The organism is Catenuloplanes nepalensis (assembly GCF_030811575.1).
GTDB lineage: Bacteria > Actinomycetota > Actinomycetes > Mycobacteriales > Micromonosporaceae > Catenuloplanes > Catenuloplanes nepalensis.
Map to the genome: position 1 here is coordinate 2,916,958 of NZ_JAUSRA010000001.1, position 22,009 is coordinate 2,938,966.

At 72.1% G+C, this 22,009-nt stretch carries 26 protein-coding genes; 10 read left to right on the forward strand and 16 right to left on the reverse strand.

Annotated elements, in window-relative coordinates:
- Positions 1 to 156: 156 nt before the first annotated feature.
- The 3 genes from J2S43_RS12325 to J2S43_RS12335 all read left to right on the forward strand — a co-directional run bounded on the left by J2S43_RS12325 (position 157) and on the right by J2S43_RS12335 (position 2,859).
- On the forward strand, positions 157 to 1,287 hold the full coding sequence (locus J2S43_RS12325) for a methionine ABC transporter ATP-binding protein (RefSeq protein WP_306829070.1): 1,131 nt from the start codon (positions 157 to 159) through the stop codon (positions 1,285 to 1,287).
- Positions 1,284 to 1,940: a methionine ABC transporter permease gene (locus tag J2S43_RS12330; RefSeq protein WP_306829071.1), complete on the forward strand. Its 657-nt coding sequence runs from the start codon at positions 1,284 to 1,286 to the stop codon at positions 1,938 to 1,940. Before J2S43_RS12325 ends, J2S43_RS12330 begins: the two co-directional genes overlap by 4 nt.
- A 97-nt stretch (positions 1,941 to 2,037) precedes the next feature.
- Positions 2,038 to 2,859, forward strand: a complete 822-nt coding sequence (locus J2S43_RS12335) for a MetQ/NlpA family ABC transporter substrate-binding protein (protein WP_306829072.1) — start codon at positions 2,038 to 2,040, stop codon at positions 2,857 to 2,859.
- Positions 2,860 to 2,916: 57 nt separating this feature from the next.
- On the opposite strand, the gene J2S43_RS12340 is transcribed toward J2S43_RS12335, so the two are convergent.
- Complete coding sequence (locus J2S43_RS12340) at positions 2,917 to 3,108, reverse strand: hypothetical protein (RefSeq protein ID WP_306829073.1); 192 nt, start codon at positions 3,106 to 3,108, stop codon at positions 2,917 to 2,919.
- A gap of 166 nt (positions 3,109 to 3,274) precedes the next feature.
- Here J2S43_RS12340 and J2S43_RS12345 point away from each other — a divergent pair, with 166 nt between their 5' ends.
- Positions 3,275 to 4,573, forward strand: a complete 1,299-nt coding sequence (locus tag J2S43_RS12345; RefSeq protein ID WP_306829074.1) for a sensor histidine kinase — start codon at positions 3,275 to 3,277, stop codon at positions 4,571 to 4,573.
- Complete coding sequence (locus J2S43_RS12350) at positions 4,570 to 5,187, forward strand: response regulator (RefSeq protein WP_306829075.1); 618 nt, start codon at positions 4,570 to 4,572, stop codon at positions 5,185 to 5,187. The genes J2S43_RS12345 and J2S43_RS12350 overlap by 4 nt, the downstream gene beginning before the upstream one ends.
- Positions 5,188 to 5,212: 25 nt before the next feature.
- On the opposite strand, the gene J2S43_RS12355 is transcribed toward J2S43_RS12350, so the two are convergent.
- From J2S43_RS12355 to J2S43_RS12365, 3 genes are all read right to left on the reverse strand, one after another.
- Entirely contained in the window at positions 5,213 to 5,767 is a 555-nt protein-coding gene (locus J2S43_RS12355) for an exonuclease (RefSeq protein WP_306829076.1), read from the reverse strand.
- Between the two features lie 175 nt (positions 5,768 to 5,942).
- On the reverse strand, positions 5,943 to 6,512 hold the full coding sequence (locus J2S43_RS12360; protein WP_306829077.1) for a nucleoside/nucleotide kinase family protein: 570 nt from the start codon (positions 6,510 to 6,512) through the stop codon (positions 5,943 to 5,945).
- A gap of 10 nt (positions 6,513 to 6,522) precedes the next feature.
- On the reverse strand, positions 6,523 to 7,512 hold the full coding sequence (locus tag J2S43_RS12365; RefSeq protein WP_306829079.1) for a LysR family transcriptional regulator: 990 nt from the start codon (positions 7,510 to 7,512) through the stop codon (positions 6,523 to 6,525).
- A gap of 83 nt (positions 7,513 to 7,595) precedes the next feature.
- On the opposite strand from J2S43_RS12365, the gene J2S43_RS12370 reads away from it, so the two are divergent.
- A complete protein-coding gene (locus J2S43_RS12370; protein WP_306829080.1) occupies positions 7,596 to 8,408 on the forward strand; it encodes an LLM class flavin-dependent oxidoreductase in 813 nt (270 codons plus the stop codon).
- Between the two features lie 293 nt (positions 8,409 to 8,701).
- Here the strand turns inward: J2S43_RS12370 and J2S43_RS12375 are convergent, their stop codons facing one another.
- From J2S43_RS12375 to J2S43_RS12410, 8 genes are all read right to left on the reverse strand, one after another.
- Positions 8,702 to 9,757 (reverse strand): hypothetical protein, encoded by a 1,056-nt coding sequence (locus J2S43_RS12375; RefSeq protein ID WP_306829081.1) that lies wholly within the window; start codon positions 9,755 to 9,757, stop codon positions 8,702 to 8,704.
- Positions 9,754 to 10,830 (reverse strand): hypothetical protein, encoded by a 1,077-nt coding sequence (locus tag J2S43_RS12380; RefSeq protein ID WP_306829082.1) that lies wholly within the window; start codon positions 10,828 to 10,830, stop codon positions 9,754 to 9,756. The genes J2S43_RS12375 and J2S43_RS12380 overlap by 4 nt, the downstream gene beginning before the upstream one ends.
- Positions 10,827 to 11,159, reverse strand: coding sequence for a hypothetical protein (locus J2S43_RS12385; RefSeq protein ID WP_306829083.1), 333 nt, complete (start codon positions 11,157 to 11,159; stop codon positions 10,827 to 10,829). Before J2S43_RS12385 ends, J2S43_RS12380 begins: the two co-directional genes overlap by 4 nt.
- Positions 11,152 to 11,550 (reverse strand): YbaB/EbfC family nucleoid-associated protein, encoded by a 399-nt coding sequence (locus J2S43_RS12390; RefSeq protein WP_306829084.1) that lies wholly within the window; start codon positions 11,548 to 11,550, stop codon positions 11,152 to 11,154. Before J2S43_RS12390 ends, J2S43_RS12385 begins: the two co-directional genes overlap by 8 nt.
- Entirely contained in the window at positions 11,547 to 11,867 is a 321-nt protein-coding gene (locus J2S43_RS12395; protein ID WP_306829085.1) for a YbaB/EbfC family nucleoid-associated protein, read from the reverse strand. The genes J2S43_RS12390 and J2S43_RS12395 overlap by 4 nt, the downstream gene beginning before the upstream one ends.
- Positions 11,868 to 12,087: 220 nt before the next feature.
- Positions 12,088 to 12,984 (reverse strand): LLM class flavin-dependent oxidoreductase, encoded by an 897-nt coding sequence (locus J2S43_RS12400; RefSeq protein WP_306829086.1) that lies wholly within the window; start codon positions 12,982 to 12,984, stop codon positions 12,088 to 12,090.
- Between the two features lie 266 nt (positions 12,985 to 13,250).
- Entirely contained in the window at positions 13,251 to 13,910 is a 660-nt protein-coding gene (locus tag J2S43_RS12405) for a response regulator (RefSeq protein ID WP_306829087.1), read from the reverse strand.
- Positions 13,907 to 14,785: a sensor histidine kinase gene (locus J2S43_RS12410; protein WP_306829088.1), complete on the reverse strand. Its 879-nt coding sequence runs from the start codon at positions 14,783 to 14,785 to the stop codon at positions 13,907 to 13,909. Before J2S43_RS12410 ends, J2S43_RS12405 begins: the two co-directional genes overlap by 4 nt.
- 98 nt (positions 14,786 to 14,883) lie before the next feature.
- Here J2S43_RS12410 and J2S43_RS12415 point away from each other — a divergent pair, with 98 nt between their 5' ends.
- From J2S43_RS12415 to J2S43_RS12430, 4 genes are all read left to right on the forward strand, one after another.
- Positions 14,884 to 15,597, forward strand: coding sequence for an ABC transporter ATP-binding protein (locus tag J2S43_RS12415; RefSeq protein ID WP_306829089.1), 714 nt, complete (start codon positions 14,884 to 14,886; stop codon positions 15,595 to 15,597).
- Complete coding sequence (locus tag J2S43_RS12420; protein ID WP_306829090.1) at positions 15,591 to 16,334, forward strand: ABC-2 family transporter permease; 744 nt, start codon at positions 15,591 to 15,593, stop codon at positions 16,332 to 16,334. The genes J2S43_RS12415 and J2S43_RS12420 overlap by 7 nt, the downstream gene beginning before the upstream one ends.
- Positions 16,331 to 16,903, forward strand: coding sequence for a hypothetical protein (locus J2S43_RS12425; protein ID WP_306829091.1), 573 nt, complete (start codon positions 16,331 to 16,333; stop codon positions 16,901 to 16,903). Before J2S43_RS12420 ends, J2S43_RS12425 begins: the two co-directional genes overlap by 4 nt.
- A 170-nt stretch (positions 16,904 to 17,073) precedes the next feature.
- On the forward strand, positions 17,074 to 17,415 hold the full coding sequence (locus J2S43_RS12430; protein WP_306829093.1) for a hypothetical protein: 342 nt from the start codon (positions 17,074 to 17,076) through the stop codon (positions 17,413 to 17,415).
- A 322-nt stretch (positions 17,416 to 17,737) separates the two neighbouring features.
- Here the strand turns inward: J2S43_RS12430 and J2S43_RS12435 are convergent, their stop codons facing one another.
- The 4 genes from J2S43_RS12435 to J2S43_RS12450 all read right to left on the reverse strand — a co-directional run bounded on the left by J2S43_RS12435 (position 17,738) and on the right by J2S43_RS12450 (position 21,978).
- Complete coding sequence (locus tag J2S43_RS12435) at positions 17,738 to 18,700, reverse strand: DJ-1/PfpI family protein (RefSeq protein ID WP_306829094.1); 963 nt, start codon at positions 18,698 to 18,700, stop codon at positions 17,738 to 17,740.
- Between the two features lie 51 nt (positions 18,701 to 18,751).
- Positions 18,752 to 20,293 (reverse strand): RICIN domain-containing protein, encoded by a 1,542-nt coding sequence (locus J2S43_RS12440; RefSeq protein ID WP_306829095.1) that lies wholly within the window; start codon positions 20,291 to 20,293, stop codon positions 18,752 to 18,754.
- 81 nt (positions 20,294 to 20,374) lie between these two features.
- The gene (locus tag J2S43_RS12445; RefSeq protein WP_306829096.1) at positions 20,375 to 20,929 is read right to left on the reverse strand and encodes a hypothetical protein; all 555 of its coding nucleotides are present in this window, start codon (positions 20,927 to 20,929) and stop codon (positions 20,375 to 20,377) included.
- Entirely contained in the window at positions 20,926 to 21,978 is a 1,053-nt protein-coding gene (locus J2S43_RS12450; RefSeq protein WP_306829097.1) for a hypothetical protein, read from the reverse strand. Before J2S43_RS12450 ends, J2S43_RS12445 begins: the two co-directional genes overlap by 4 nt.
- Positions 21,979 to 22,009: the final 31 nt, after the last annotated feature.

The window sequence follows — 22,009 nt, forward strand, 5'->3', positions numbered from 1 at the left end:
CGCACAGATTCGCGGGGTGGCCGGATCGCGGGATCGCGGCCCGGGATGATGGTTCTGGTGAGTCGCCCGTCACTCCGGGTTGAAAGTATGCAAACCCTATCGGGCAAGTAGTGTATCGTGGCGAGCGCCCATCACCCCTTACCTCAGGACTCATCAGTGATCAGCATCAGAGACCTGCGCAAGGTCTACCGCGGGCGCGGCCGGGCCGTGACCGCGCTCGACGGCGTCTCGCTGGACGTCGCCGAGGGCGAGATCTACGGCGTGCTCGGGCGCAGCGGTGCCGGCAAGAGCACGCTGTTGCGCAGCGTGAACCTGCTGGAGCGGCCCGACTCCGGCACCGTCACCGTGGGCGGCGTCGAGCTGACCGGGCTGCCGGAGCGGCGGCTGCGCCGGGAACGGCAGCGGATCGGCATGATCCACCAGCACTTCGCGCTGCTCAGCTCGCGGACCGTGGCCGGGAACGTGGCGTTTCCGCTGGAGGTGACCGGGGTGTCGCGGGCAACCCGGGCCGCGCGGGTGGCGGAGCTGCTGGAACTGGTCGGGCTGGAGGGGCGCGCGGGGGCGTACCCGGCGCAGCTGTCCGGCGGGCAGAAGCAGCGGGTCGGCATCGCACGCGCGCTGGCCGGTGACCCGAAGGTGCTGCTCTCCGACGAGGCCACCTCGGCGCTCGACCCGGAGACCACGCACTCGATCCTGGCGCTGCTGTCGGATCTGAACAAGCGGCTCGGGCTGACCATCCTGCTGATCACGCACGAGATGGACGTGGTGAAGCGGATCTGCCACTCCGCCGCGATCATGCGGGACGGGCGGTTCACCGAGTCGGGGCGGATCGCGGAGGTGCTGGCCCGGCCCGGCTCGGAGCTGGCGGCGGAACTGCTGCGGCTCGGGCCGGCGCCGGAGCTGCCGGGGCAGACCGTGGTGGACGTGACGGTCAGCGGCGACCACGCGGACCGGCCGCTGATCGCGGAGTTGGCCCGCCGCTTCGAGACGGACGTGCGCATCCTCGGCGGCACGGTCGAGGAACTGGCCGCGACGCGCGCGGGCCGGCTGCGCCTGGTGCTGCCCGGCTCCGCCGACGACAACCGCGCGGCGCTGGCGTGGCTGCGGGAGACCGGCATTCCCACCGAAATAGCGGGCTCCGGCGTTCCAGCCGGCGCGACGGGCGTCGGGGCTGCGGGCGTCGCGGCTTCGACCGGTGGGGCGGGTGCTGCGGCTTCGGCCGGTGCGCCGGATGCTGGGGCCTCGGCCGGGGTGGCGGGCGCTGATGAGACGGGAGATCCGGCGTGACCTGGGAAGACATGTGGCCGCTGCTCGGTGAGGGACTGTGGGAGACCGCCTACATGGTGGGGATCTCCACGGCGATCACCGCGCTCGGCGGGCTGCTGATCGGCGTGCTGCTGGTGCTGACCGAGCGCGGTGGGCTGCTGTCGGCGCCGCCGGTCAACCTGGTGCTCGGCCTGATCGTCAACGTCGGGCGGTCGCTGCCGTTCATCATCCTGCTGGTCGCGGTCATCCCGTTCACCCGCCTGGTGGTCGGGACCACGATCGGCACGGACGCCGCGATCGTGCCGCTGACCATCGGCGCGATCCCGTTCTTCGCCCGGATCGTGGAGACCGCGATCCGCGAGGTGCCGCGCGACGTCGTCAACGCCGCGATCGCGGCCGGTGCGTCCCGGTGGCAGATCGTCTACAAGGTGCTGCTCCGCGAGGCACGTCCCGGCCTGGCGGCCGGGCTGACCATCACGATCATCGCGCTGGTCGGTTACTCCGCGATGGCCGGGACCGTGGGCGGCGGCGGACTCGGAGACCTGGCCATCCGGTACGGATACCAGCGCTTCGAGACCGAGATGATGATCGCCACCGTGGTGGTGCTGGTGCTGTTCGTGCAGGCCGTGCAGAGCCTCGGCGACCTCGTGGTGCGCCGGCTGTCCCACCGTTGAGCCCCGGGCCCGGGCCGGCCGTCTCGCCGCGGATCGGCCCGCGTTTCCCCTCGGCGGTTTTATCCACAAATATCCGTACAACGGAAGGTTGTTTGTCATGCGTCGCACCCTCGTCGCGCTCACCGCGGCCGCCTCGCTTCTGATCGGCGTGGCCGCCTGCGGCAACGACTCCGGCTCGGAGAGCGGCTCCGCGAGCGACACGCTCAAGATCGGCGTCAGCCCGGTCCCGCACGGGGAGATCCTCAAGTACGTCAGCGACAACCTGGCGGCCGCGGAGGGCCTGAAGATCGAGATAGTCGAGTTCAACGACTACATCCAGCCGAACACCGCGCTCCAGGACAAGCAGCTGGACGCCAACTACTTCCAGCACATCCCGTACCTGGAGGAGGAGGTCGCGTCCAAGGGATACCGGTTCACGCCGCTCAAGCCGGTGCACATCGAGCCGCTCGGCGTCTACTCCAAGACGGTCAAGGCGCTCACCGAGGTCCCGGACGGCGGCGTGGTCGCGATCCCGAACGACCCGTCCAACTCCGGCCGCGCACTCAACCTGCTCGCCACGAACGGCCTGATCACGCTCAAGGACGGCGTCGGCGTCAAGGCCACCGAGGCGGACGTCACCGGCAACCCGAAGAACCTCAAGTTCGAGGCGCTGGAGGCGGCCCAGCTGCCGCGCAGCCTCGAGGACACCGCGATCTCCGTGATCAACGGCAACTACGCGATCGAGACCGGCCTCAGCCCGGCCACGGACGCGCTCGCGCTGGAGACCGGCGAGAACAACCCGTACGCGAACCTGGTCGTGGTCCGCACCGGCGAGGAGACCGACGAGCGCATCGTCAAGCTCGAGAAGCTCCTGCACTCCCAGCAGGTCAAGGACTTCATCGCCCAGAAGTACAACGGCTCGGTCCTCGCCGCCTTCTGACCGGATCCGCATCGTCGCAACGGGGCGGGCCGTCACGGCCCGCCCCGTTCTGCCGGATCAGCGGGGCTCGGCGGCGGTGGCCGCGCGCTGCTGCCGGCGGGCGAGGACGAAGCCGGTGACGACGAAGGCGACGACGAGCAGCGTCGCGACCACCTGGGCGATCCCGTGCAGGGCGAGCGTGGGAAGGACCGCGCCGGCGAAGACGACGACCCAGAACACCGGGCTCTTCGTGTTGATGACCTTGGACATACCGGCTCCTCTGTGTTCCATCGTCGATACGTTGATCACTGTAGGAATCCGGGCCGGGCCGGCGTCAGGGTCGCGCGTCAGCGCATCGGCATGACACCTGTCATCAAAGGACCCCGAGCGGCTATCGTGACCCGCGAACCGGCCAGAGATCCTGAGGGGACGTCGGATGTTCCGTTGGAGCCGATCGACGGCCTCCGGTGAGATCGCGGCCGTCGTGGGCGTGTGGCTGCTCGTCCTGCTCATGCTCTTCAACGGCATCGGGCAGGCCTTCGCGCAGCGCCGGCGCGGGGACCTGACGGTGCCGGCCGAGCTGCTCTGCGACGCGCTGAGCTTCGTGATCGCGGGCTGCTACCTGCGGCTCGAGATCCTGATCGGCCGGGGTCTGCGAGACCGGCGGATCACGGTGCTCGTGTGGATCCAGGTGGTGGCCTCGCTGGTGATCCTCGGCCTGGGCAGTGTCTGGGTGATGCTGTCGCTGGCCCTGGGCGCGACGCTGCTCGTCGCCACCAGCCGGCGGGGGAGGCTGGCCGTGGCGCTGCTCGGCACGGCCGACGTGATCCTGCTGCTGGCGAAGTCGGACGGCACCCCCGCCGTTCTCATGGTCGGCGTCGTCGCGATGGTAATCGTCTGCGGCTTCGGCCTCTATGTCCTGACCCGGCTGCGCGTCGTGCTCCACGAACTGCGCCGGACCCGGGAGGAGATGGCCCGCGCCCGGGTCGACGAGGAGCGCCTGCGGATCTCGCGTGAGCTGCACGACCTGCTCGGCCGCACGCTCGTCGCGGTCTCGCTGCGCAACGAGGCCGCGCTGCGGCTGCTCGACACCGACCTCGAACGCTGCCGCACCCAGCTCACCGCGCTCCAGTCGCTGGTCATCGACGGCCAGGCCCGGCTCCGGGCCCTGACCAGCGGGCCCGCGCTGATCAGCCTCGGCGACGAGCTGGCCGGCGCCCGCGAGCTGTTCGAGCTGCTCGGGGTGCGGGCCGAGATCGACGCGGTCGCGGTCGACGACCACGTCGTCGATCAAACCCTGGCCGCGGTGGTACGGGAGGCGGTGACCAACACGCTCAAGCACGGGCGGCCCACCTGGTGCCGGATCGGCGTGCGGCACGAGGCCGGGGCCGTCGTCGTCACCGTCGTCAACAACGGGGTCGTCCCGCCGGCCGCCGACGGTGCCCACACCGGGCTCGACGACATCCGGGCGCGGGTCGCGGCAGTGGGCGGCGTGCTCACGGCCGAGGCGACCCCCGACGGCCAGTTCCGCGTCGTCGCGCGGATCCCGCAGGCCACGGCGCATCTGTCGGTCGCGCGCGAGACGGATCCGCAGGTCGCGCCGGAGGCGCATCTGTCGGTCCCGCGCGAGGTGGAACCGCCGGTCTCGCGGGAGGTGGGGCCGGACGGTGCCGAGGGTGCCGGGGCCGCCGCGAGGTCCGCGCCGCCGGCCGGCCGGGCGGCGGTCGGGTCATGAGCGGGTCACCGCTCCGGCTGCTCATCGCCGAGGATCTCGAACTCGTCGCCGAGGCGTTCGAAGCCCTGCTCAGCACCGAGCCCGCGTTCGAGGTGGTGGCCCGGGTCGGCCGTGGCGACCACGTGCTGCCGGCCGTCGAGAAGCACCGTCCCGACGTGGCACTGCTGGACGTGGACATGCCCGGCGCCACCGGCATCGAGGCGGCCCGCCTGGTGACCGCCGGACATCCCGAATGCAGGGTCATCCTGCTGACCGCGCTGCCGGGCAGCGGACACCTGCACCAGGGGCTGCTGGCCGGTGCCTCCGGATACCTCGTCAAGGCCACGACCGGAGCTCGGCTCATCGACGCGATCAAGGCGGTCGCGGCCGGGTCGATCGTCATCGACCCGCAGCTCGCCGCGGACGCGCTGCGCCGCGGACCCAACCCGCTCACCGCCCGCGAACAGAACATCCTGCGCGCCGTGGATCGAGGGCTCGACAGCCGGGCGATCGCGGCCGAGCTGTTCCTCTCGCGGGGCACCGTCCGCAACTACCTGTCCACCATCATGACCAAACTCGACGCTCGCTCCCGGGTCGACGCGGTCCGGGTCGCACACCACCGCGGCTGGCTGTGACGACCTCGACGCGTCTCCCGCCCGGCTAGCGTGCCGGGCGCCGGGCCGCCTCGAAGAGCTGGGCCAGTTCCCGGGCGTCCTCGCCGGCGTGGTGGGTGTGCGGCAGGTCCCCGAGGCCGACCGCACGCTTGATGTCCCGTTTGCGGGTCTCCGACCAGTCGCAGCCGGTCCGCCCCATCCAGTAGCTGCGCAGGTCGACGCCGGATCCGGTGCCGCCGAACGGGTTGTGGCCGACGAACCGCACGAAGTACCAGTGGACGAACATGCCGTCCCACACCGCGGGCGCCGCCAGGAAGACCGGCCGCCCGATTCGGCGCAGCCCGTCGATCCAGGCCGCGGCCGCGTGCATCGCGGCCGCCGCGGTCGGCGCCTCCCGCAGGAGCCGGTCGCGATCAAGGCCGGACACCGCGAGCGCCTTCGGGTCGAACTCGTCCGAGATCGGCTTCAGCTCCGTGTAGAACCCGCGGTCCGGGTGCCCCACCACGGCAAGACCGAGCGAAATCATGCTGTACGGCCCCGGAATCGGCCCGTCCGCCTCCACATCCGCGGCGATGTAGAGCTCGGGAGGTTTCGTGTTCACCACCGCAGAGTGCCAATCGGCCTCTCGCGGCGCAACGGACTGTCCGGCCCCGGTGCCGACGGCAGGCGCCCGGTGCGGCCGGCGTCCATCGGGCGGGCGGGCGCGGCGATCGGCGCGGTGCTCGCGGTGCGAACCTCCGGTCCCCGGCGACCACGGCGGCGGGCGCTGTCCGGGTTCAGGGCAGCGGCGGTCCCGATGCCGTACCGCCGCTGTTGTCGATGATCAGGTCCGCGTTCGCGCGGACGCGGTTCGCGGCGTAGAACGTGTCCTCCTGGCGCGCCCAGCGTTCCCAGTGCGGCGCGTAGGCCTCGCCGTCGCGCTCCAGCGCGCGGCGTCGCCGCACGTCATCGGGGGCGTCGATCCAGATCAGGCCGCTGCGGTACGGTGCGAGGGCGCGCGCCCCGCAGCCCACTCCCTCGACGACCAGGTCGGTGCCGACGGTCAACGGCTCCCAGTCACGGTACGCGTCCGCGGCCCAGTCCCAGCTGCGCCGGCGGATCGGGTGGCCGGCGGCGAGCGGTGCGAGGATCCAGTCGTGCAGCGCTTCGACGCCGCCGCGCAGGCCGTCCCAGCCGGGGTAGAGGTCGTCCATCCGGACCAGCGGCGCGTGCAGCGCGTCCGCGAGCGCGCCGGCCAGGCCGGTCTTGCCGGCGCCGGAGCGGCCCTCGACCGCGACGACCCGGGTGCGCCCGGCCGCGGCCGGCAACGTCCGCACCCACGCGAGCACCCGCTCCGTCCCGCTCACCGGCAAGATCCTAACGGCTTGGCCCGGGGTTGCCACGGCGCCGGGCCTGGCCGAACCGCGCGACGTCGCCGCCACTGCCCGTCCGCCGTGCCGACGTCGGTCCCGTCGTTCCTGGCGGATCGCCGTCCGCGGCCTCCGCGACCGGGTCCGGCCGATCGGCGAATGCCGCGACGAAGGATCGTACGCACGGTGGCGGGGTGGCGGGAGCGGTGACGACGTATCCGTCGATCATGGCGGGTGGGTCGAGCGGCAGCGTGCGGATTCGGGCGGTGCGGGCGGCGGCCAGGTGTTCGGCCGGCAGGACGGTCCAGGTGCGCGGGTCCGAGCCGACCTCGAACAGCACGTTGACCGGGTCGCCGGCCGGCCGGCGGGGCAGCGTCGCCGGAAGCGCGGCCATGATCGCGTCGAGCAGTCCCGGGTCGTGGTGGCGGCCCGGCAGGCGCAGCCCGTCCGGGTCGAGATCGCCGAAGCGGACCGCTTCCTGGCCGGCGACCGGGTGCTCGCGCGCCACGACCACGTGCAGCGGCTCGGACCAGGCGCGCGCCACGGTCAGGCCCGGCGCGGTCACGGTGCCGCGGACCAGCGCGACGTCGAGGTCACCGCCGCGGACCGCGTCCAGCCGGGCCGGCATCGGCAGGTCGATCAGCACCGGTTCGGTCGGCCGGTCGCCCTCGCGCAGCCGCTTCACCGCGCGGTCGAGCCGGTCGGTCACGCATGACTCGACGCCGACGCGCAGCCGGGCCGCGCCCGCGCCGGCCACCACCCGCACCCGTGCCGCGGCGGCCAGCGTCTCCCGGGCCGCGGCCAGCACGCGCAGGCCGGCCGGCGTCAGTCGTACCCGCCGGGATGTCCTTTCCAGCAGTTGCACGCCGAGCTCGCGCTCCAGCCGGGCCACCTGCTGGCTGACCGCGGGCTGGACGATGTGCAGCCGCTCCGCCGCGCGCCCGAAGTGCAGCTCCTCGGCGACGGTCACGAAGTAGCGCAGCGCTTTCAGTTCCACCCTCCTCATCTATCACGGAAAGTGATCGCTGCCGAGCGACCTTGGCCATCGATCACGCCGCGCACAACGGCTGGGATGGGCTCATGCGCATCGGAACCAGCCTGCTCCTCGCCGACTCTCCCGCGGACGTGGTGGCCGCCGCGGCCGACGCCGCCCGCCGCGGTCTGGACAGTTTCTGGACCGGCCAGATGCCGGGCGGGTGGGATCCGCTCACGCTGCTGGCCCTGCTCCGGGAACGCCCGGCCGAGGTCGGCACCGCGGTCGTGCTCACCTATCCACGTCACCCGACCACCATCGCGGCCGAGGCGATGACGCTGTCCGCGGCCGCCGGCGGGCTCGCGCTCGGCGTTGGCCCGGGCCACGCCTGGTACATCGAGCAGCTCGGCTACTCCTACGCGTCGCCGCTCGGCCACACCCGCGACTACCTGGAGACGCTGCGCCCGCTGCTGCGCGGCGAGCGGGACGGACTCACGATCACCGCGCCGCCGCCGGACCTGCTGCTGGCCGCGCTCGGCCCGAGGATGCTCGCGCTGGCCGCCGAGCTGGCGGACGGCGTGGTCGCCACCTGGGTCACGCCGGAGATCGTCGCCGAGCGTCTGGCGCCGAGCCAGCCGGACGGCGCCCGCATCGTGGTCGGCCTGGTCGTCGCGCTGACCACCGATCCGGACGCGGCCCGCGACCGGATCGCCCGCGACTTCGCGGCGGCGGACGCGCTTCCGGCCTACCGGGCGTCGCTGAGCCGCGCGGGCCTCACGGGTCTCGCGGACACGGTGGTCGCCGGCGACGAGACCGTCATCGCCCGCGCGCTGGACCGCCTCCGCGACGCGGGCGCCACCGACGTCGTGCTGATGCCGTTCGGCGACCGCGCCCGTACCCTCGACATCGTCACCCGCTGAAACCCAGAACCATCCGGCGGTAAGGCCGACCCAGAAGAAGCCCTCAAAGGGTGCTTTCCCGCTTCCGGCGTGGTGCAGCCGGCCAACCGCGCTGAGGCCTGCGACTCCGCCAGCGCTCCGCTCCGGCCGCCGCGGCGGAGCCGGTGACGTCGCTGGTCCCCAAAGAGCCGCGACCCCGCGCGTCCCCCGCCGCGCCCAGCACCGCTGGTCTACCGCCCCCGTGATCGGGGCGTCCCCCAGGTCGTTCTAGCGGCACGGGGGACGCCTGGATCATGCGGCGGGTGCGGGGTGGGTCAGTGCTGTGGGGCCGACTCGACGGTGGCGGTGAACGCGGTGAGGGACGTGGTGTGGACCGGGGCCGGCGGGTCGGATACGACGGCGACGGTCGCGTGCACCGTGAGGCGCAGGTGGGTGGTCTCGCCGGGGCGGATGTCGACGCGCACGCGTACCGGCGTGGTGGTGATCGTGGGGTTTGCGCCGGTGTGTGCCGGGGGCTTGGGCGTGACGAGGAGTTCGTGCGGACCCGGCGGCAGGCGGTAGGCCCAGTTGTGCCAGGCGAACGGCCGGGCGGTGCCGTCGATGGTCAGCGTGGGCCACGGTACCCACGCGTTCGGGTCGGTGACCGGGCGGACCAGCACGTCGCGCCCGTCCTGGGTGTAGCTCACCCGCAGGTCGCCGGTGAGCAGCAGGACGCCGTGGCCGGTGCCGGCCAGGCCGGGCGGGACGTCGCCGTGTGCCAGGAACGCGGCGTCGGCCGGCGGCGCCTGAGCCTCGGTGGAGGCGGCCACCCGGTAGCGGTGGTCGATCGCGGCCTTCGCCCGGCTCCACACGACGATCGTGACCGGCACGATGAGAAGCATGTAGAAGACCATCGCGATCCGGCCGGCGCGGGTCTCCGGCGCCAGCAGCAGCGGGCCGGCGGCCAGCGCTGCCATGCCGGCGAAGAAGCCCCACAGCCCGGCGCCGGGGCGGCGGCGCGGGCTGCCGGCGGGTACCAGGACGCCGGGCACCCGGCCGGCGCTCGCCGGGCTCCACATGTGCCACTCGGTGATCTCGCCGGCCGTCGCCCGCACCAGGCGCACGGACTCGGCGCCGGTGTCGTTGCGGACCTCGACCAGGTGCGAGCCGGGGTCGGTCACGGCGACCGCGCGGTCGAGGCCGTGCCACAGCGGCTGGTCGTCGACACCGACCACGCGCGCCCGGTGGAAGTTCGGGGTGTCGAACCGTGCTCGCCGGACCCGGATCGCTATACCGGCCTTGCCCGGCGGCAGCGGCGGCGGTGGCGAGCCCTGCGGCCACGGCAGGACGGGCGTGCCGGGGAACGGCTTCGGTGCCTCGAACGGGTTCACTTGTTCACGTCCAGCGCCGCCTCGATCTCCTCTTCGGACATGTCCGGCTTGTCGGCCGCCGCGTTCTTCCAGACGCCGGTAGCGGTGTTGTTGACGACCGGGCCACCGTAGCTGGCCGGGTCGCCGAGCACGTCACCGGCGATCCGGGCGACGGTGGAGAGCGTGGCGGGCGCGGCCGCGCCGATCCCCCTGCGGGTGAACTCCAGGACGCTCTCGCCCACCCTGGCCTTGAGTACCGCGGGCAGCACCTTCTGCAGCACCGCGCCCATCTTGTGCAGCAGCGAGACGACCTTGTCGACGATCCGGACCGCGCGGCTGGTCGCGACCGTGGCCTGCACGCCGGTCGCGACACCCGCGGCCGCGACGGACGCGCCGGCGGTGGGGACCGCGGCGGCCATCGCGAGGCCCCACTCGATGATCATCCACTCGATCAGCGTGGCGATGATGCCGATGATGATCTGCTGCGCCGCGCCCATGATCTTGGAGAAGAGCGTGAGGATGCCGTTGATCGACGAGGCCTCGCCGCCGGTCGCCTCGACCGCGTCCGCGAACTGGTGCAGCCGTGCCTTGGCGGCGTCCGCGTCCCTGCCCTGCCACTCGATCAGGTCGTCGTCCGCGGCCTGCCGGGCCGCGGCGGCCAGCGGGACGAGCGCGGTGCCGAGTTCCTCCCACTTCTTCGCGTACGGCTCGATCCGCTCGGCGTTGCCGGTGAACAGGCTGAGCAGGTCCTCCAGCGGCTGCACGAAGTCGATCAGGAACGTCAGGCCGGCCGAGATCAGCCAGTTCAGCGGGTCGAGGTAGAACGAGAGCGCGTTGCCGCCGAGGTCCGCGGCCGCGGAGTACAGGTCGGACCAGTCGCCCTCGTTGATGCCGGCCGGGATGCCGCTGACCGTGTTCTTGACCGCCTCGCCGAACGGCAGGACCGAGGCCGGATCGGTGTCGAACACGCCGCCCGCGTACTGACTGTCCGGCTTGTCGTCGTTGCTGATGTAGGCGTCGGTCCCGGTGGTGTCCGGGGGCTTCGGTGCCGGCGGTGTCGGCGGCGCCTGCGGTGCGGGATCGGGCTGCGTCATTTGCCACCGCCGCCGGACAGCTTCTGCTGGAAGCGGTTGAACGCGTCGGTCAGCGCCTGGTCCAGCTCCGTGTACGCGTCCGCGTTCGCCGTGATCGCGCCGTGCTGCGAGTCGAACGCCTCGGCGATCATGCCGACGTGCTCCCGTACCTCGTCGGCCTTGCCGTTGTAGTAGTTCACGAACAGCAGCCCGAGCCCGCCCCACAGCACGCCCGGCGGATCCGCCGCGGCCATCGCGGTCTGGATCTCGCTCGCGCTCGTGCTCAGGCCCTTGAGCACCTGCGCCGTGCTGGTCAGTTTGTCGGTCGGGACGATGACGCCGTCAGCCACGGCCGTCTCCTCTCCTGCGTTCCGCGATCCGGTCCCGGATGTGCTCCGGGATCACGTCACGCACCCGCTCCGCGGTCTGCGCGCCGTTGATTCCCTGGCCCAGCTCGGCCACCTTCAGTGCCCGGTCGGCCTGTGCCTCCCGGATCGCCACCATGATCATCTCGGAGAGGTGGGAGCCGCGCCGCAGTGCCGAGTCCGGGATGTCCAGCCGGGACACCAGCCCGTCCTCGTCGACCTCCGCGCGCACGCTGCCGTCCTCGGAGAACCCCTCGCCGGTCAGCCCGTCGGCCTCGGCGAGATATGCCTCCACCCGGGCCATGTCGCGCTGGTTCTGCTCGCGCACGCGCTCGATGAGCGCGAGCACCTCCTCCTGGTTCTCGAAGGCCCTCATCGCGGCGCCTGCCGCAGCCGTGCCCGCAGCTCGCTCAGTGACGGCGCCGGCGGGCCCAGCGACGAGGTGCCGGTCAGTGCGGTGCGGATCTCCGCGTCCACCTGCGCGTTCGCCGCGCGGATCGTGCGCACCAGCAGCTCGCCGAGCTCGGCGCCGGTGAGCCGGAACGCGCGCGGGCTCAGCTCCACCGACCGCACCGCGCCGCGTGGCCCGGCCACCACGGTCACCTCGTGGTCCTCGCTGGTCAGCTCCGCGCTCGCGTTCGCGACGACCTCCTGCACCTGACGCATGCGTGCCGCGATGTCCATCTGATCCATGGCCCCGTTCCCTCCGGCCCGGGCAGGATCTCCCCGGGCTGGTCACACCCTAGAGGGCGGGGGCAACCGGGGTGGGGCAGCCCCGGCGCACAATGCCGCTCAACCCCACCGGCCAAGTATGATTCGGTCAACGGTGATCACCCACGACCCCGCCGACCGGATCCGCTCCTAGGAACTGCTCGCCGAGGAGTGGGCCGCTGACGCCCTTCGGGTTGGGTCGTCAGGCGATGCGGAGGGCTTCCAGGGCGGTGCGGGCCTGGGTGTCCGGGTCGGCGCCGAGCGGGCGGAGGACGACCGTGGCGGCGCCGGCCGCGTGCAGGGCCGCCACCTTGGCCGGGATGTCCGCGGCCGGGCCGATCAGCGTGAACAGCTCCTCCTGCGGCACGCCGAGCCACTCGGCCTGACCGGCCACCATCTCGCCGGTCTCGGCCGCGGCCTTCGCCGGGTCGTCGCCGACGTGCAGGTAGGCGAAGACGATCAACTCGTGCGCCGGGCGGTCACCGGTGGCCCGGCCGCGCGCGATGTGCGCGGTCGCGGCCCGCAGCTCGTCCGGGCCGTTGCCCTCCGCGACGATGGTCCCGTCCGCCACCCGGCCGGACAGTTCAAGGGACTTCGGCCGTACGACGCCGGTGACGATCGGCGGGACCACGGCCGGCGGGTGGACCAGCTTCACGCCGTCGATCGTCACCTCGCGGCCGTGCAGCGTGACCGTCTCGCCGGCCAGCAGCCCACGGGTCGCGACGATCGACTCCCCGAGGCGGGACAGCGGCGACGCCGGCGCGGCACCGACCTGGCGCATCCACGCGGTCACGCCGTGACCGAGCCCGGCGACCAGCCGCTCCGGGTAGATCCGGGCGACCGTGGCCAGCTCCATCGCCAGCACCGCGGGATTCCGCAGCGCCACCGGCGCGATCCCGATCCCGACGCGCAGCGTGCGGGTCGCGGCGAGCGCCACGGTGGCCGCGCTGATCGCACCGGTCCAGCCGAGATCCTCCACCACCCACAGATCATCGGCGCCCAGCTCCTCCACCGTGGCGGCGAACCCGGCCAGCTCCTCCGGCCGCCGATCCCGATCGAACATGAAACCGATGCGCGGGCGCGAGGCGTCAGTGGTCACGTTCCCACCCTAGATCAACCGGCCCGCCGGGTCAGGTGTGGTCGTCCAACACCCGAGCCAGCGCCTCGCGAGGCGAGCTTCGCGTGGTCTTCTCCGAACCGACACGGTGCGGCCCGCCGGTGGCAGCCCCGGTGCATCCCGGTTGCGATCCGGTTGCGACACACGCGCCAGCCGTCCGGCCCTTCAGGTGATCCAGACGCCATTCAGGTCGTCAGAACGACGTGAAGGACGCCCGGATCGCGGTTCGTGGATGGCGGGCCACCGGGCTAGCCGCGCGGGCGTACCAGGCCGGTGTCGAAGGCGGCGATGACCAGCTGGGCGCGGTCGCGGGCGGCGAGCTTGGCCAGCAGGTGGGTGATGTGCGTCTTGACCGTCTTGATCGAGATGACCAGCGCGGTGGCGATCTCGTCGTTGGACAGGCCGCCGCCGATCAGTGTCAGCACCTCGACCTCGCGCGCGGTCAGACCGCGCGGCGCCGCCGCCGGACGGCCGGGCCCGGGAGTGCCGACGTAGTGCGTGACCAGCCGGGTCAGGATGGACGGGGCGAAGAGCGAGACCCCCTCGGCGGTACGGTGGATGGCGTCTATCAGGTCCTCCGGCCGCGCGTCCTTGAGCAGGAAACCGGACGCGCCCGCGTGCAGCGCCCGCCAGACGTACTCGTCGAGTTCGAACATGCTCAGCACCAGCACGCGCGTCCCGGTCAGCGCGGGGTCGGCGCAGATCCGCCGGGTCGCCTCCAGGCCGTCCAGGTGCGGCATGCGCACGTCCATCAGCACCACGTCCGGCCGGGTGGCGCGGGCGCGGACGACGGCCTGGGTGCCGTCCCCGGCCTCGCCGACCACCTCCAGCGCCGGATCACTGTCGATGATCATGGCGAGGCTGCGCCGCAGCAGTGGCTGATCGTCGACGAGGAGCACCCGGGTCATACCGCAGCGTCCGGAATGTCCGTCGAGTCAGAACGTCCGGCCCGGTCCGAGGCGGCCGGGTCCGGGATGCGGGCGGTCAACCGGAACCCGCCGTCGACCTCCGTCGCGCTGAGCGCGCCGCCGAGGTTGCCCACCCGTTCGCGCAGCCCGGCCAGCCCGTGACCGGCGCCCGGCGTGGCCCGCCAGCCGGGCGCGGGACCGGCGTCCGCGACCGTCACCACCACGTGCGCGCCGTCCCGGTGCACCCGGACCCGCACGTCGGACGGTCCCGCGTGCCGGGCCGCGTTGGCCAGCCCTTCGCGGACCGTGCGCGCCACCGCGACCTGCACGCCCCGCGACACCGTCGCCACCTCGCCGACGTCCAGGTCCACGCGCAGCCCGGTGCGCTCGGCGTCGGCGGCGATCGAGGCCAGGTCGTCGAGGCTGTCCACCGGCGTCAGCGGGGCCGCCGACCGGAGGACGCCCAGCATCCGGCGCAGCTCGGCCGTGGCCTGCCGGCCGGCCTCCTCGATGTCGGTCAGTGCCTCCGCGACCTCCGGCGGCTTCGGCAGGTGCCGGGTGGCCGCGGCCCGGACCGTGATCAGGCCCAGCCCGTGCGAGACGATGTCGTGCAGGTCGCGCGCGATGTGCAGCCGCTCGGCCAGCACCGCCTCGGACGCGGCCCACGCGGTCAGCCGCGCCTCGTAGTCGGCCCGGTCGGCACGCGCGCGCCGCACCGTCCAGACCGCGGCGCCGACCGCACCGCCGACGATCACGGCCGGGAGCACGCGCGCCAGCGGGCCGGACACGCCGACCGTGCACATCGCGGTCGCGAGCACGGCGCACGTGACGGCCGCGACGATCAGCGCGGGGGAGAGCGTGCGGCGGGGCTTCACCGCATCGACTGTAGTTCTCGGACCCAGGTCCGAGACCCGCGCCGGGATCGGATCCCGGTCCGATGTGCGCGCCGTCGCCCGCCGGTTGACTGAACGGCATGATCACCATCGATCGGGTCAGCAAGACCAAGGGCAGGACCCGCATTCTGTACGACGTGAGCTTCGAGGCCCGGCCCGGCCGGGTCACCGGCTTCCTCGGCCCGAACGGCGCCGGCAAGACCTCGACGCTGCGCGTCCTGCTCGGCCTCGACCGCGCCGACGGCGGCACCGCGCTCGTCTGCGGTCACCGCTACCGCGAGCTGTCCCGCCCGCTCACCCGGGTCGGCGCGCTGCTGGACGGCTCCGGCGCGCACCGGGCCCGCACCGCCCGCGCCCACCTGCGCTGGGTCGCCGCGTCGAACGGGCTGCCCGGCTCCCGGGCCGACGAGGTCCTCGAGGTGGTCGGCCTGACCGGCGACGCCGGCAAGCGCGCGGGACGCTTCTCGCTCGGCATGAGCCGCCGGCTCGGGCTCGCCACCGCGCTGCTCGGCGACCCGGAGGTGCTGATCCTGGACGAGCCGGTCAACGGCCTGGATCCGTCCGGCATCCGGTGGATGCGGACCTTCCTGCGGGAGCGTGCGGCACAGGGGCACACGGTCCTGCTCTCCAGCCACCTGATGGGCGAGCTGGCCGAGACCGCGGACGACGTGGTGGTGATCGACAAGGGCAGGATCGTGGTGTCCGGCTCGGTGGCCGAGGTGACGGGCGATCACCGTACCCTCGAGGACGCGTTCTTCGCCCTGACCGCGCAGAGCGGCGGTGCCTCGTGGTGATCGCGGAGCTGCGCAAACTACTCGGGATCCCGACCGCCTGGGCCGGTCTGATCCTCGGCATGCTGCTGCCGCCGCTCACCGTGCTGATCAACGCGCCCTCGACGCGCCGGGCGATCGAGGACGGCAGCTACCCGAACCTCGCCGACCTGGGCATGAACGATCTCGGCATCGGTCTGCTGGGCCCGCTGGTGCTCGGCGTCGTGATCGTCAGTAGTGAGTACACGCCGACCGGCGAGCACTCGCCCGGCGTCACGCAGCTGCACGCCACGCTGACCGCGATGCCGCACCGGATGCGGCTGCTGGCCGCGAAGACGACCGTGCTGATCGCGGTGGTACTGCTGCAGTCCATCGTGGTCTCCGCCGCGGTGCTCACGCTGACCCGCGTCCTGCACGGCGACGCGATGCCGCCGGTCGACCCGATCCGGCTGGGCACCGTGCTGATCTACTGGGTGCTGCTGGCGCTCTTCTCCTACGCGATCACGCTGATCGTCCGCAACGGCATCGTGCCGCTGACGCTGCTGATCGTGAACAGCTTCTTCGTCTCCGTCTCCTACCTGCTCACCAAGGTCACCGACCTGGCTTACTACCTGCCCGACATCGCCGGTGCCCGGATGTTCATCCGCGGCGACAACTTCGACTACGCGATGTCCCCGCTCGTCGCCGGCCTCACCATGACCGCCTGGGTGGTCGCGCTGCTCGCGCTCGGCGCCTGGCTGTTCCAGCGGCGGGACGCATGAGCTACCTGCGCGCCGAACTGCTCAAACTCTGGACGCTCCCGTCCCTGCGGCTGACCGCCCTGCTCACGCTGGCCTCGACCGCCCTGCTGCGCTGGGCCGCGGGCGAGCCCGGCGCGCTGCCCCTGACGTACACGCGGGCGGGTTTCCTGGTCCTCGGGGTGCTCGCCGTCTCCGCGGAGCACGAGGCCGGCGGCCAGTTCCGCACCACCCTGCTGGCCATGCCCCGCCGCCTGCCCCTGCTCACCGCGAAGGCCGTCACGCTGGCCGCCGCCACGCTCCCGATCGCCGCGATCGCCTCCCTGATCTGCGGCACCGACGCGGCCACCATCGGCTACCTGACGCTCACCACGCTGCTGTCCGCCGCCGTCACGATCGTCCTACGCCAGGCCGTTCCCGCGGTCCTGCTGCTGCTCGGCGTCTACTTCATCGCCGGCCCGCTGCTGCGCGCCCACGAGGATCTCCGCGCCTGGCTGCCCGGCGATCCCGGGCAGCTCGGCACCGCGCTGCCGGTCTGGACGCTGGCCGCCGGCGTGGTCGCCGCGGCGTTCCTGCGGCGCCGGGACGCGTGAGCGGTGCTGCGCGCCGGCGTCGCGGCCGGCCAGGCAGATGGAGAACGCCCGGCGCGGGTGTCGCACGCCGGTCAGCACCACGTGCCGCTGGCCCAGCTCCGGCTGGTCCAGACACTTTCGAAGAAGGAATCGGGCGACTGAACGTTCGTCACTCCGCATCCGTCGGAAGGATGGTGACCACCGAAACGGCTGTCCTCGACAGCACCTTCACCTCGGACATCTGGGCGACCTACCGTCGAGTCGGGCGTGACGGGCCAGTCCAGCCGGTGACGATGACCGACGGCAAGGAGGGCCGGCTCGTCACCGGCTACGACGAGGCGAAGACGCTGCTGGACGATCCCCGCCTGAGCAAGAGGTTGACCTCGGCCCGTTTGGAGGGCGAGATCGCGCTGCGTAAGCTGCTGGACCGCTTCAGCGTCCTGACCCCCGACCCCGGAGCCCCCGCGCCCCGCTGGCGTCCGAGCCTGCTGATCCACGGCCTTCAGAACCTGCCCGTCACCTACGCCCGCTGACCAGCTCTTCTCGGCCTGTACCCGTCCCGCCGGACACGTTCGGCCTGATTGTCACCACCAACGCCGTACCGCCTGCCACCCGCAGTACCGCCGGAACCCAACAGCTCGGACCACCAGGCCGGCCGCTCCCACTCACCGGCGGGCTCGGCGGGCACTTGGATATTCGAGCTTCCACCGCAGGCCCGGCTCGGAGTCAGCAAGCCACCAGTGAGTGGTGGCGCGGTGTCCGTCGAGCAGCCGGGTGCCGCCGAAGACCTGGCACGGGACGGCGCGGTCGAACCCGACCGCGCCGTCCCGTGCCAGGCCCGCGACGCTGTGGGGCCTATCGGCCACGGGCCGTCCACACGGTGCCGCGGGCCTCGAACTCGAGGACTCCGGCGATCATCACGGCGAAGTCCGGGCCGAACTCACGGTCGAGCACGTGCAGCGCCAGGTCGATGCCGGAAGTGGCGCCGGCGCAGGTGATCAGGTCACCGTCGTCGACGACCCGGGCGTCCTTCAGCACGGCGCCGGACTGGGCGAGCTGGGCCCGTGCCGTTTGATGGGTGTTGCAAGGACGGCCCCGGGTGAGACCGGCAGCCGCCAGGATCAGCGCTCCGTTGCAGACCGAGCTGATCACGAGCCGATCGCGGGCAGCTGCCGCGATGCTACGCGGCAGATGACCCTTTGCGATTTCGTACGCCACCCCGGGCTCCTCCGGTCCGGTCGGCCCGCCACCCGGCACCAGCAGCAGGTCGGCGTCCCGCGGCGACCACCCGTTCTCCACCACGATCTTGGTGCCGCCGACCGCCCTGATCGTCCGCGGCCCGGTCACGCTCACATAGCTGACCGCCACGGCTCCAGAGCTGGCGAAACCGGCGATCGTGAAGGCTTCGTTGGGTCCGATGAAGTCCTGCTCGGCAACCCCGTCGAAGAGCACCATCTGCACTCGCAGCGGCCGCTTCGGTGACCACCTTCCGGCTGCGGCTGCGGCTGCCGGGGCGGCCGCAGTCGTCGAGGCGAGCACTGCTGCACCGGCGGCAACGGTGGCGTTGAGAATGGATCGGCGTTGCATGCGGAACTCCAGACGTCGAGAGGCGACACCAGTTCTCCTGGCGCCGGGGCCGGGGCCGGGGCCGGTGGGAATGTGGCCGCAGGTCATCATGTGCGCGTTGTGCGCCACGCCCTCCGGCGCACAACGCCGCAGCTTGGTGGTCGCCGGAACAGGCGCTGCGGTTCCCGGAATGCTCAGTGTTTCGCCGCCTGCCTGCGCGGCCACCAGCGCCGGAAGTGCTCGCTGAAGCATCGACAGCCCGCCGGCCAGCTCGGCCGTACGCGGGTCGTCAGGATCGCCAGGTCATCGCTGGTATCGCCAGGTCTGGTTGGACTGGCCTGTCCCGCAGTCCCAGAGGATGAGGCGGGTGCCGTTCGCCGTGCCCCAGCCGTCGGCGTCCAGGCACCTGCCCGCGTCGGGGTTGCGGAGGTTGCCGTCGACGAACTGCCACTGCTGAGCGCCGCCGCCGTTGCACGTCCACAGCTGCACCGCCGTGCCTGCTGCCGTGCCGGCACCGGACACGTCCAGGCATTTGCCGGTCTTGGCGTTGACGAGACTCGCGCCCTGCCACGTCCAGCGCACCTCAGGGCCGCCATGGCAGTCGTACAACTGGACCCTGGTGCCGTCTGCCGAGGCGCCGCCCGCGACGTCGATACAACGGTTCGACCCCGCACCCACGATCATGTCCGCTGCCGCCTGTCCGCCCCGGACGATACGGCCGCGCACGATCCAGATCCCGTCGCGGCCGAGGCCGGTGACCGAGCTGACCGCGAGCACGTTGTCCGCGTCCAGCACGGACAGCGAATTCCACAGCGCGCTGGCACCGGCCGGTAGGTCCGGGAACGGCGTGGATCGGTTGGCGAAGTTCCGCGCGTCGCCGTCGCCTACATAGACCTGCATGTTGGCGACCTTGAGGTCGTTCTGCGCTCGGCCCTCGGTGGACTGAACGGACAGCACCGTCTCGCCGGTCGGCATCTGCACCAGGTACGGCGCCCCGGCATAGACCGTGGAGGGGAGCTGCTGGTCGGGGCGGAGGGCGGACCAGCGGTCACCCGCGGTCCCCCGGTCCCAGTTGCCGGTCGTGGAGGACCAGACGATCGACGGCTTGAATTCGCCGTTGAGCCCGTTGTCCTCGATCGCGAAGGCCAGGCCGGCGTCGTTCGCGAGCTTTACCGGTACCGGCATGCCGTCGCGGTGGCCCGCCCGGAACGAGACGGCACTCGGACTGACCCAGCTCAAGCCGTTGTCGAAGGAGCGAATGAGCGTGATCTGTTGCTCCGTGGAAGACCTGTACGGGCTCTCGTCGGCGAAGAACAGCTGGATCTCGCCGGTAGGCAGTTGCATGGCGACTGGTTCCCAGACTCCGTTGCCGAAAACGTTGTCCCCGGTGTACGCCGTGCGCTCATCCGACCAGGTCGCACCACCGTCCCGGCTGAGTTTCGACATGATGACGTAGCGCTCGGTGCCGCCGTCGGAGACCGGCCGGCCGTTCCAGAGGTAGAGCAGCCACCCGTTGGCCAGCTGCGTCAGCTCGGCGTTGGTGTAGTTGTAGCCACTCCGCTGGGCGACGACTGTGGCGCCACTCCAGGTAGCCCCGTTGTCCTGGCTGCGCCGGAGTTGGACAGCCGGCCCGCTGCTGTAGGCCATCAGCAGATCGCCGCTGTCGATCCGCTTGACTCGGGCGTAGGCGCCGGTCGTGACGAACTGCCGGCCGGCGGTGTCCCAGGCGATCGTGTCGGTCGGCGTAGCGTCGGCCAGTGCGTCGATGGCTCGCGGTGCGGCCAGGCAGGCGGCGGCCATCGTTACCGCGGTGGCGATCTGGATCAGTCTTCGTGGTCTTGGCATGGGAGCCACCTCGCGTTGTCACGGAACATTGTCGAAGGGGTTGCTTCACGCTCAGAGCCTGCCGGCGAGAGCGGGCAGAGGTCAGACGGGCGGGTGCAGCGGTGTCCGGCCGACGCTGTGCCTGCGCCAGGCGATGACCAGGAACGCCAGCAGTCCCACGAGCGGAATCGCGCAGACCGCCCAGCTCAGCGCCAGCGGCGGTCCTGGTTGCGACAGAACCTCGACAGGCCGGGTCTGGCCCTCACCCAGGCCTTGCGGGCCGTCGATCCGGAATTCGAAGGTGTACTCGCCCTGTCGGTCCAGGGCAATCACGTCGAGGCCCCACACGTCGAGCTTGCGCGGGTGCCGGGCCAGGGTGCTGTTGGCGAGATTGGGGTGAAGACGGGTGGGGCCGGTCACGTGGAGCGTGCCCGATTTCCCGCCGATGCCACCGTCCGGGATGAAGGAGACGTCCATCGACTGCATCGCGCGCAGCGGCCATTCCGAGAACCCGACGGTCACCTCGTACGGGCCTGCCTGCACGTGTTCGGTGTGCACGACGTTCACCGGTTCGTACGCCAGCGCGGGAGCCGCGGGCAGCAGCACCAGCGCACCGGCGGCTACGGCGGCGGCGATCTTCCGGCGGATCGGCATCACGCCGTCCCTCCCAGCACAGTGGGGCCGACGGCGGTGCGGCCGATGGGATTCGGTTCGCGGCGTTCGCCGCGCACCATTGCGGCGAATCGCCAGGCTACATACCCGGCCGCTGCGCCGAGGAGCAGCCCGGTGAGACCGTCGCCGATCAGGATGCCTGGTGGGACCATCGGCCCGTCATTGATCAGGGGAGCCTGCAGGTCCAACATGACGGCCGTGACGACGCCGGTGGCAGCCCCGGCGATCGGCGGGGCCCAGCGCCGCACCCGGGACAGCACACCCGCGACCAGCAGTGCGACGATCAGCAGGAGCATCGGGATTCTGGCCGGTAGGGACGGCGGCTCGCTCCCCACGCCGTCGCGCACCGGCAAGCCGCTCAGCTCGGCATAGGCGTGCGCGGCCCAGGGCGCCCAGAACCAGAGCACGACGTGCACGGCGGCGAGCGCGCCCGCGACCACCACGGCGAATACGGGTCGGCCGACGATGCCCACTGCGAGCACCAGGCAGAGGGCGCAGACCGCGGCGTTCATGATGATGTTGCCCTTGAAGGGCAGCGGTGCGTCCTCGAATGCCTCGAACATCAGCGGGCTGAAGGTCATCAGACTCGGCAGCGAAAGGGCGAGCCCGATCCGGCCCCAGCGCTCGGCGTGGGCGTAGCCGAAGACGATGATCGAACCCACCATGGTGGTGGTGATCGAGCTGAACAGCGCCATGTGCGGCGGGGAACCCAAGATGGCGTCGAAGCCGTACACGCCGTGCCACCACAGGTCCATGGTCCCGTAGAGCAGGAACATCGCGGCTCCCGTGCCGACGACGAGGTACCCCACCGGCGCGTCGAAGGCGAGCACCCGGACGGTCCGGCCGCCCTCCTTGGGATCGACGGGGCGACCGGCGCGCTGGGCGACGGTGGCGCGCAGCACCATCGTCAGCGCGACCACACCGGCGATGGCGCTGCCTGAGTAGAGCATCAGGTGCGACAGGGTGAAGAACGTGTCGGGACCGACGTCGTCGTGCCACTGCACGTCCCAGGTGATGCCGAACAGCGACGTCATCGTGCCCAGGAGCACGCCTGACGCGCCGAGA

Bases quoted from the DNA above. Each gene is read 5' to 3' on its own strand.
- J2S43_RS12340 (WP_306829073.1), bottom strand. From the start codon at position 3,108: ATGTCCAAGGTCATCAACACGAAGAGCCCGGTGTTCTGGGTCGTCGTC.
- J2S43_RS12430 (WP_306829093.1), top strand. From the start codon at position 17,074: ATGGTGACCACCGAAACGGCTGTCCTCGACAGCACCTTCACCTCGGAC.
- J2S43_RS12405 (WP_306829087.1), bottom strand. From the start codon at position 13,910: ATGACCCGGGTGCTCCTCGTCGACGATCAGCCACTGCTGCGGCGCAGC.
- J2S43_RS12415 (WP_306829089.1), top strand. From the start codon at position 14,884: ATGATCACCATCGATCGGGTCAGCAAGACCAAGGGCAGGACCCGCATT.
- J2S43_RS12390 (WP_306829084.1), bottom strand. From the start codon at position 11,550: ATGAGGGCCTTCGAGAACCAGGAGGAGGTGCTCGCGCTCATCGAGCGC.
- J2S43_RS12450 (WP_306829097.1), bottom strand. From the start codon at position 21,978: ATGACGTCGCTGTTCGGCATCACCTGGGACGTGCAGTGGCACGACGAC.
- J2S43_RS12440 (WP_306829095.1), bottom strand. From the start codon at position 20,293: ATGCCAAGACCACGAAGACTGATCCAGATCGCCACCGCGGTAACGATG.
- J2S43_RS12380 (WP_306829082.1), bottom strand. From the start codon at position 10,830: ATGACGCAGCCCGATCCCGCACCGCAGGCGCCGCCGACACCGCCGGCA.
- J2S43_RS12395 (WP_306829085.1), bottom strand. From the start codon at position 11,867: ATGGATCAGATGGACATCGCGGCACGCATGCGTCAGGTGCAGGAGGTC.
- J2S43_RS12435 (WP_306829094.1), bottom strand. From the start codon at position 18,700: ATGCTTCAGCGAGCACTTCCGGCGCTGGTGGCCGCGCAGGCAGGCGGC.
- J2S43_RS12425 (WP_306829091.1), top strand. From the start codon at position 16,331: ATGAGCTACCTGCGCGCCGAACTGCTCAAACTCTGGACGCTCCCGTCC.
- J2S43_RS12335 (WP_306829072.1), top strand. From the start codon at position 2,038: ATGCGTCGCACCCTCGTCGCGCTCACCGCGGCCGCCTCGCTTCTGATC.
- J2S43_RS12350 (WP_306829075.1), top strand. From the start codon at position 4,570: ATGAGCGGGTCACCGCTCCGGCTGCTCATCGCCGAGGATCTCGAACTC.
- J2S43_RS12370 (WP_306829080.1), top strand. From the start codon at position 7,596: ATGCGCATCGGAACCAGCCTGCTCCTCGCCGACTCTCCCGCGGACGTG.
- J2S43_RS12345 (WP_306829074.1), top strand. From the start codon at position 3,275: ATGTTCCGTTGGAGCCGATCGACGGCCTCCGGTGAGATCGCGGCCGTC.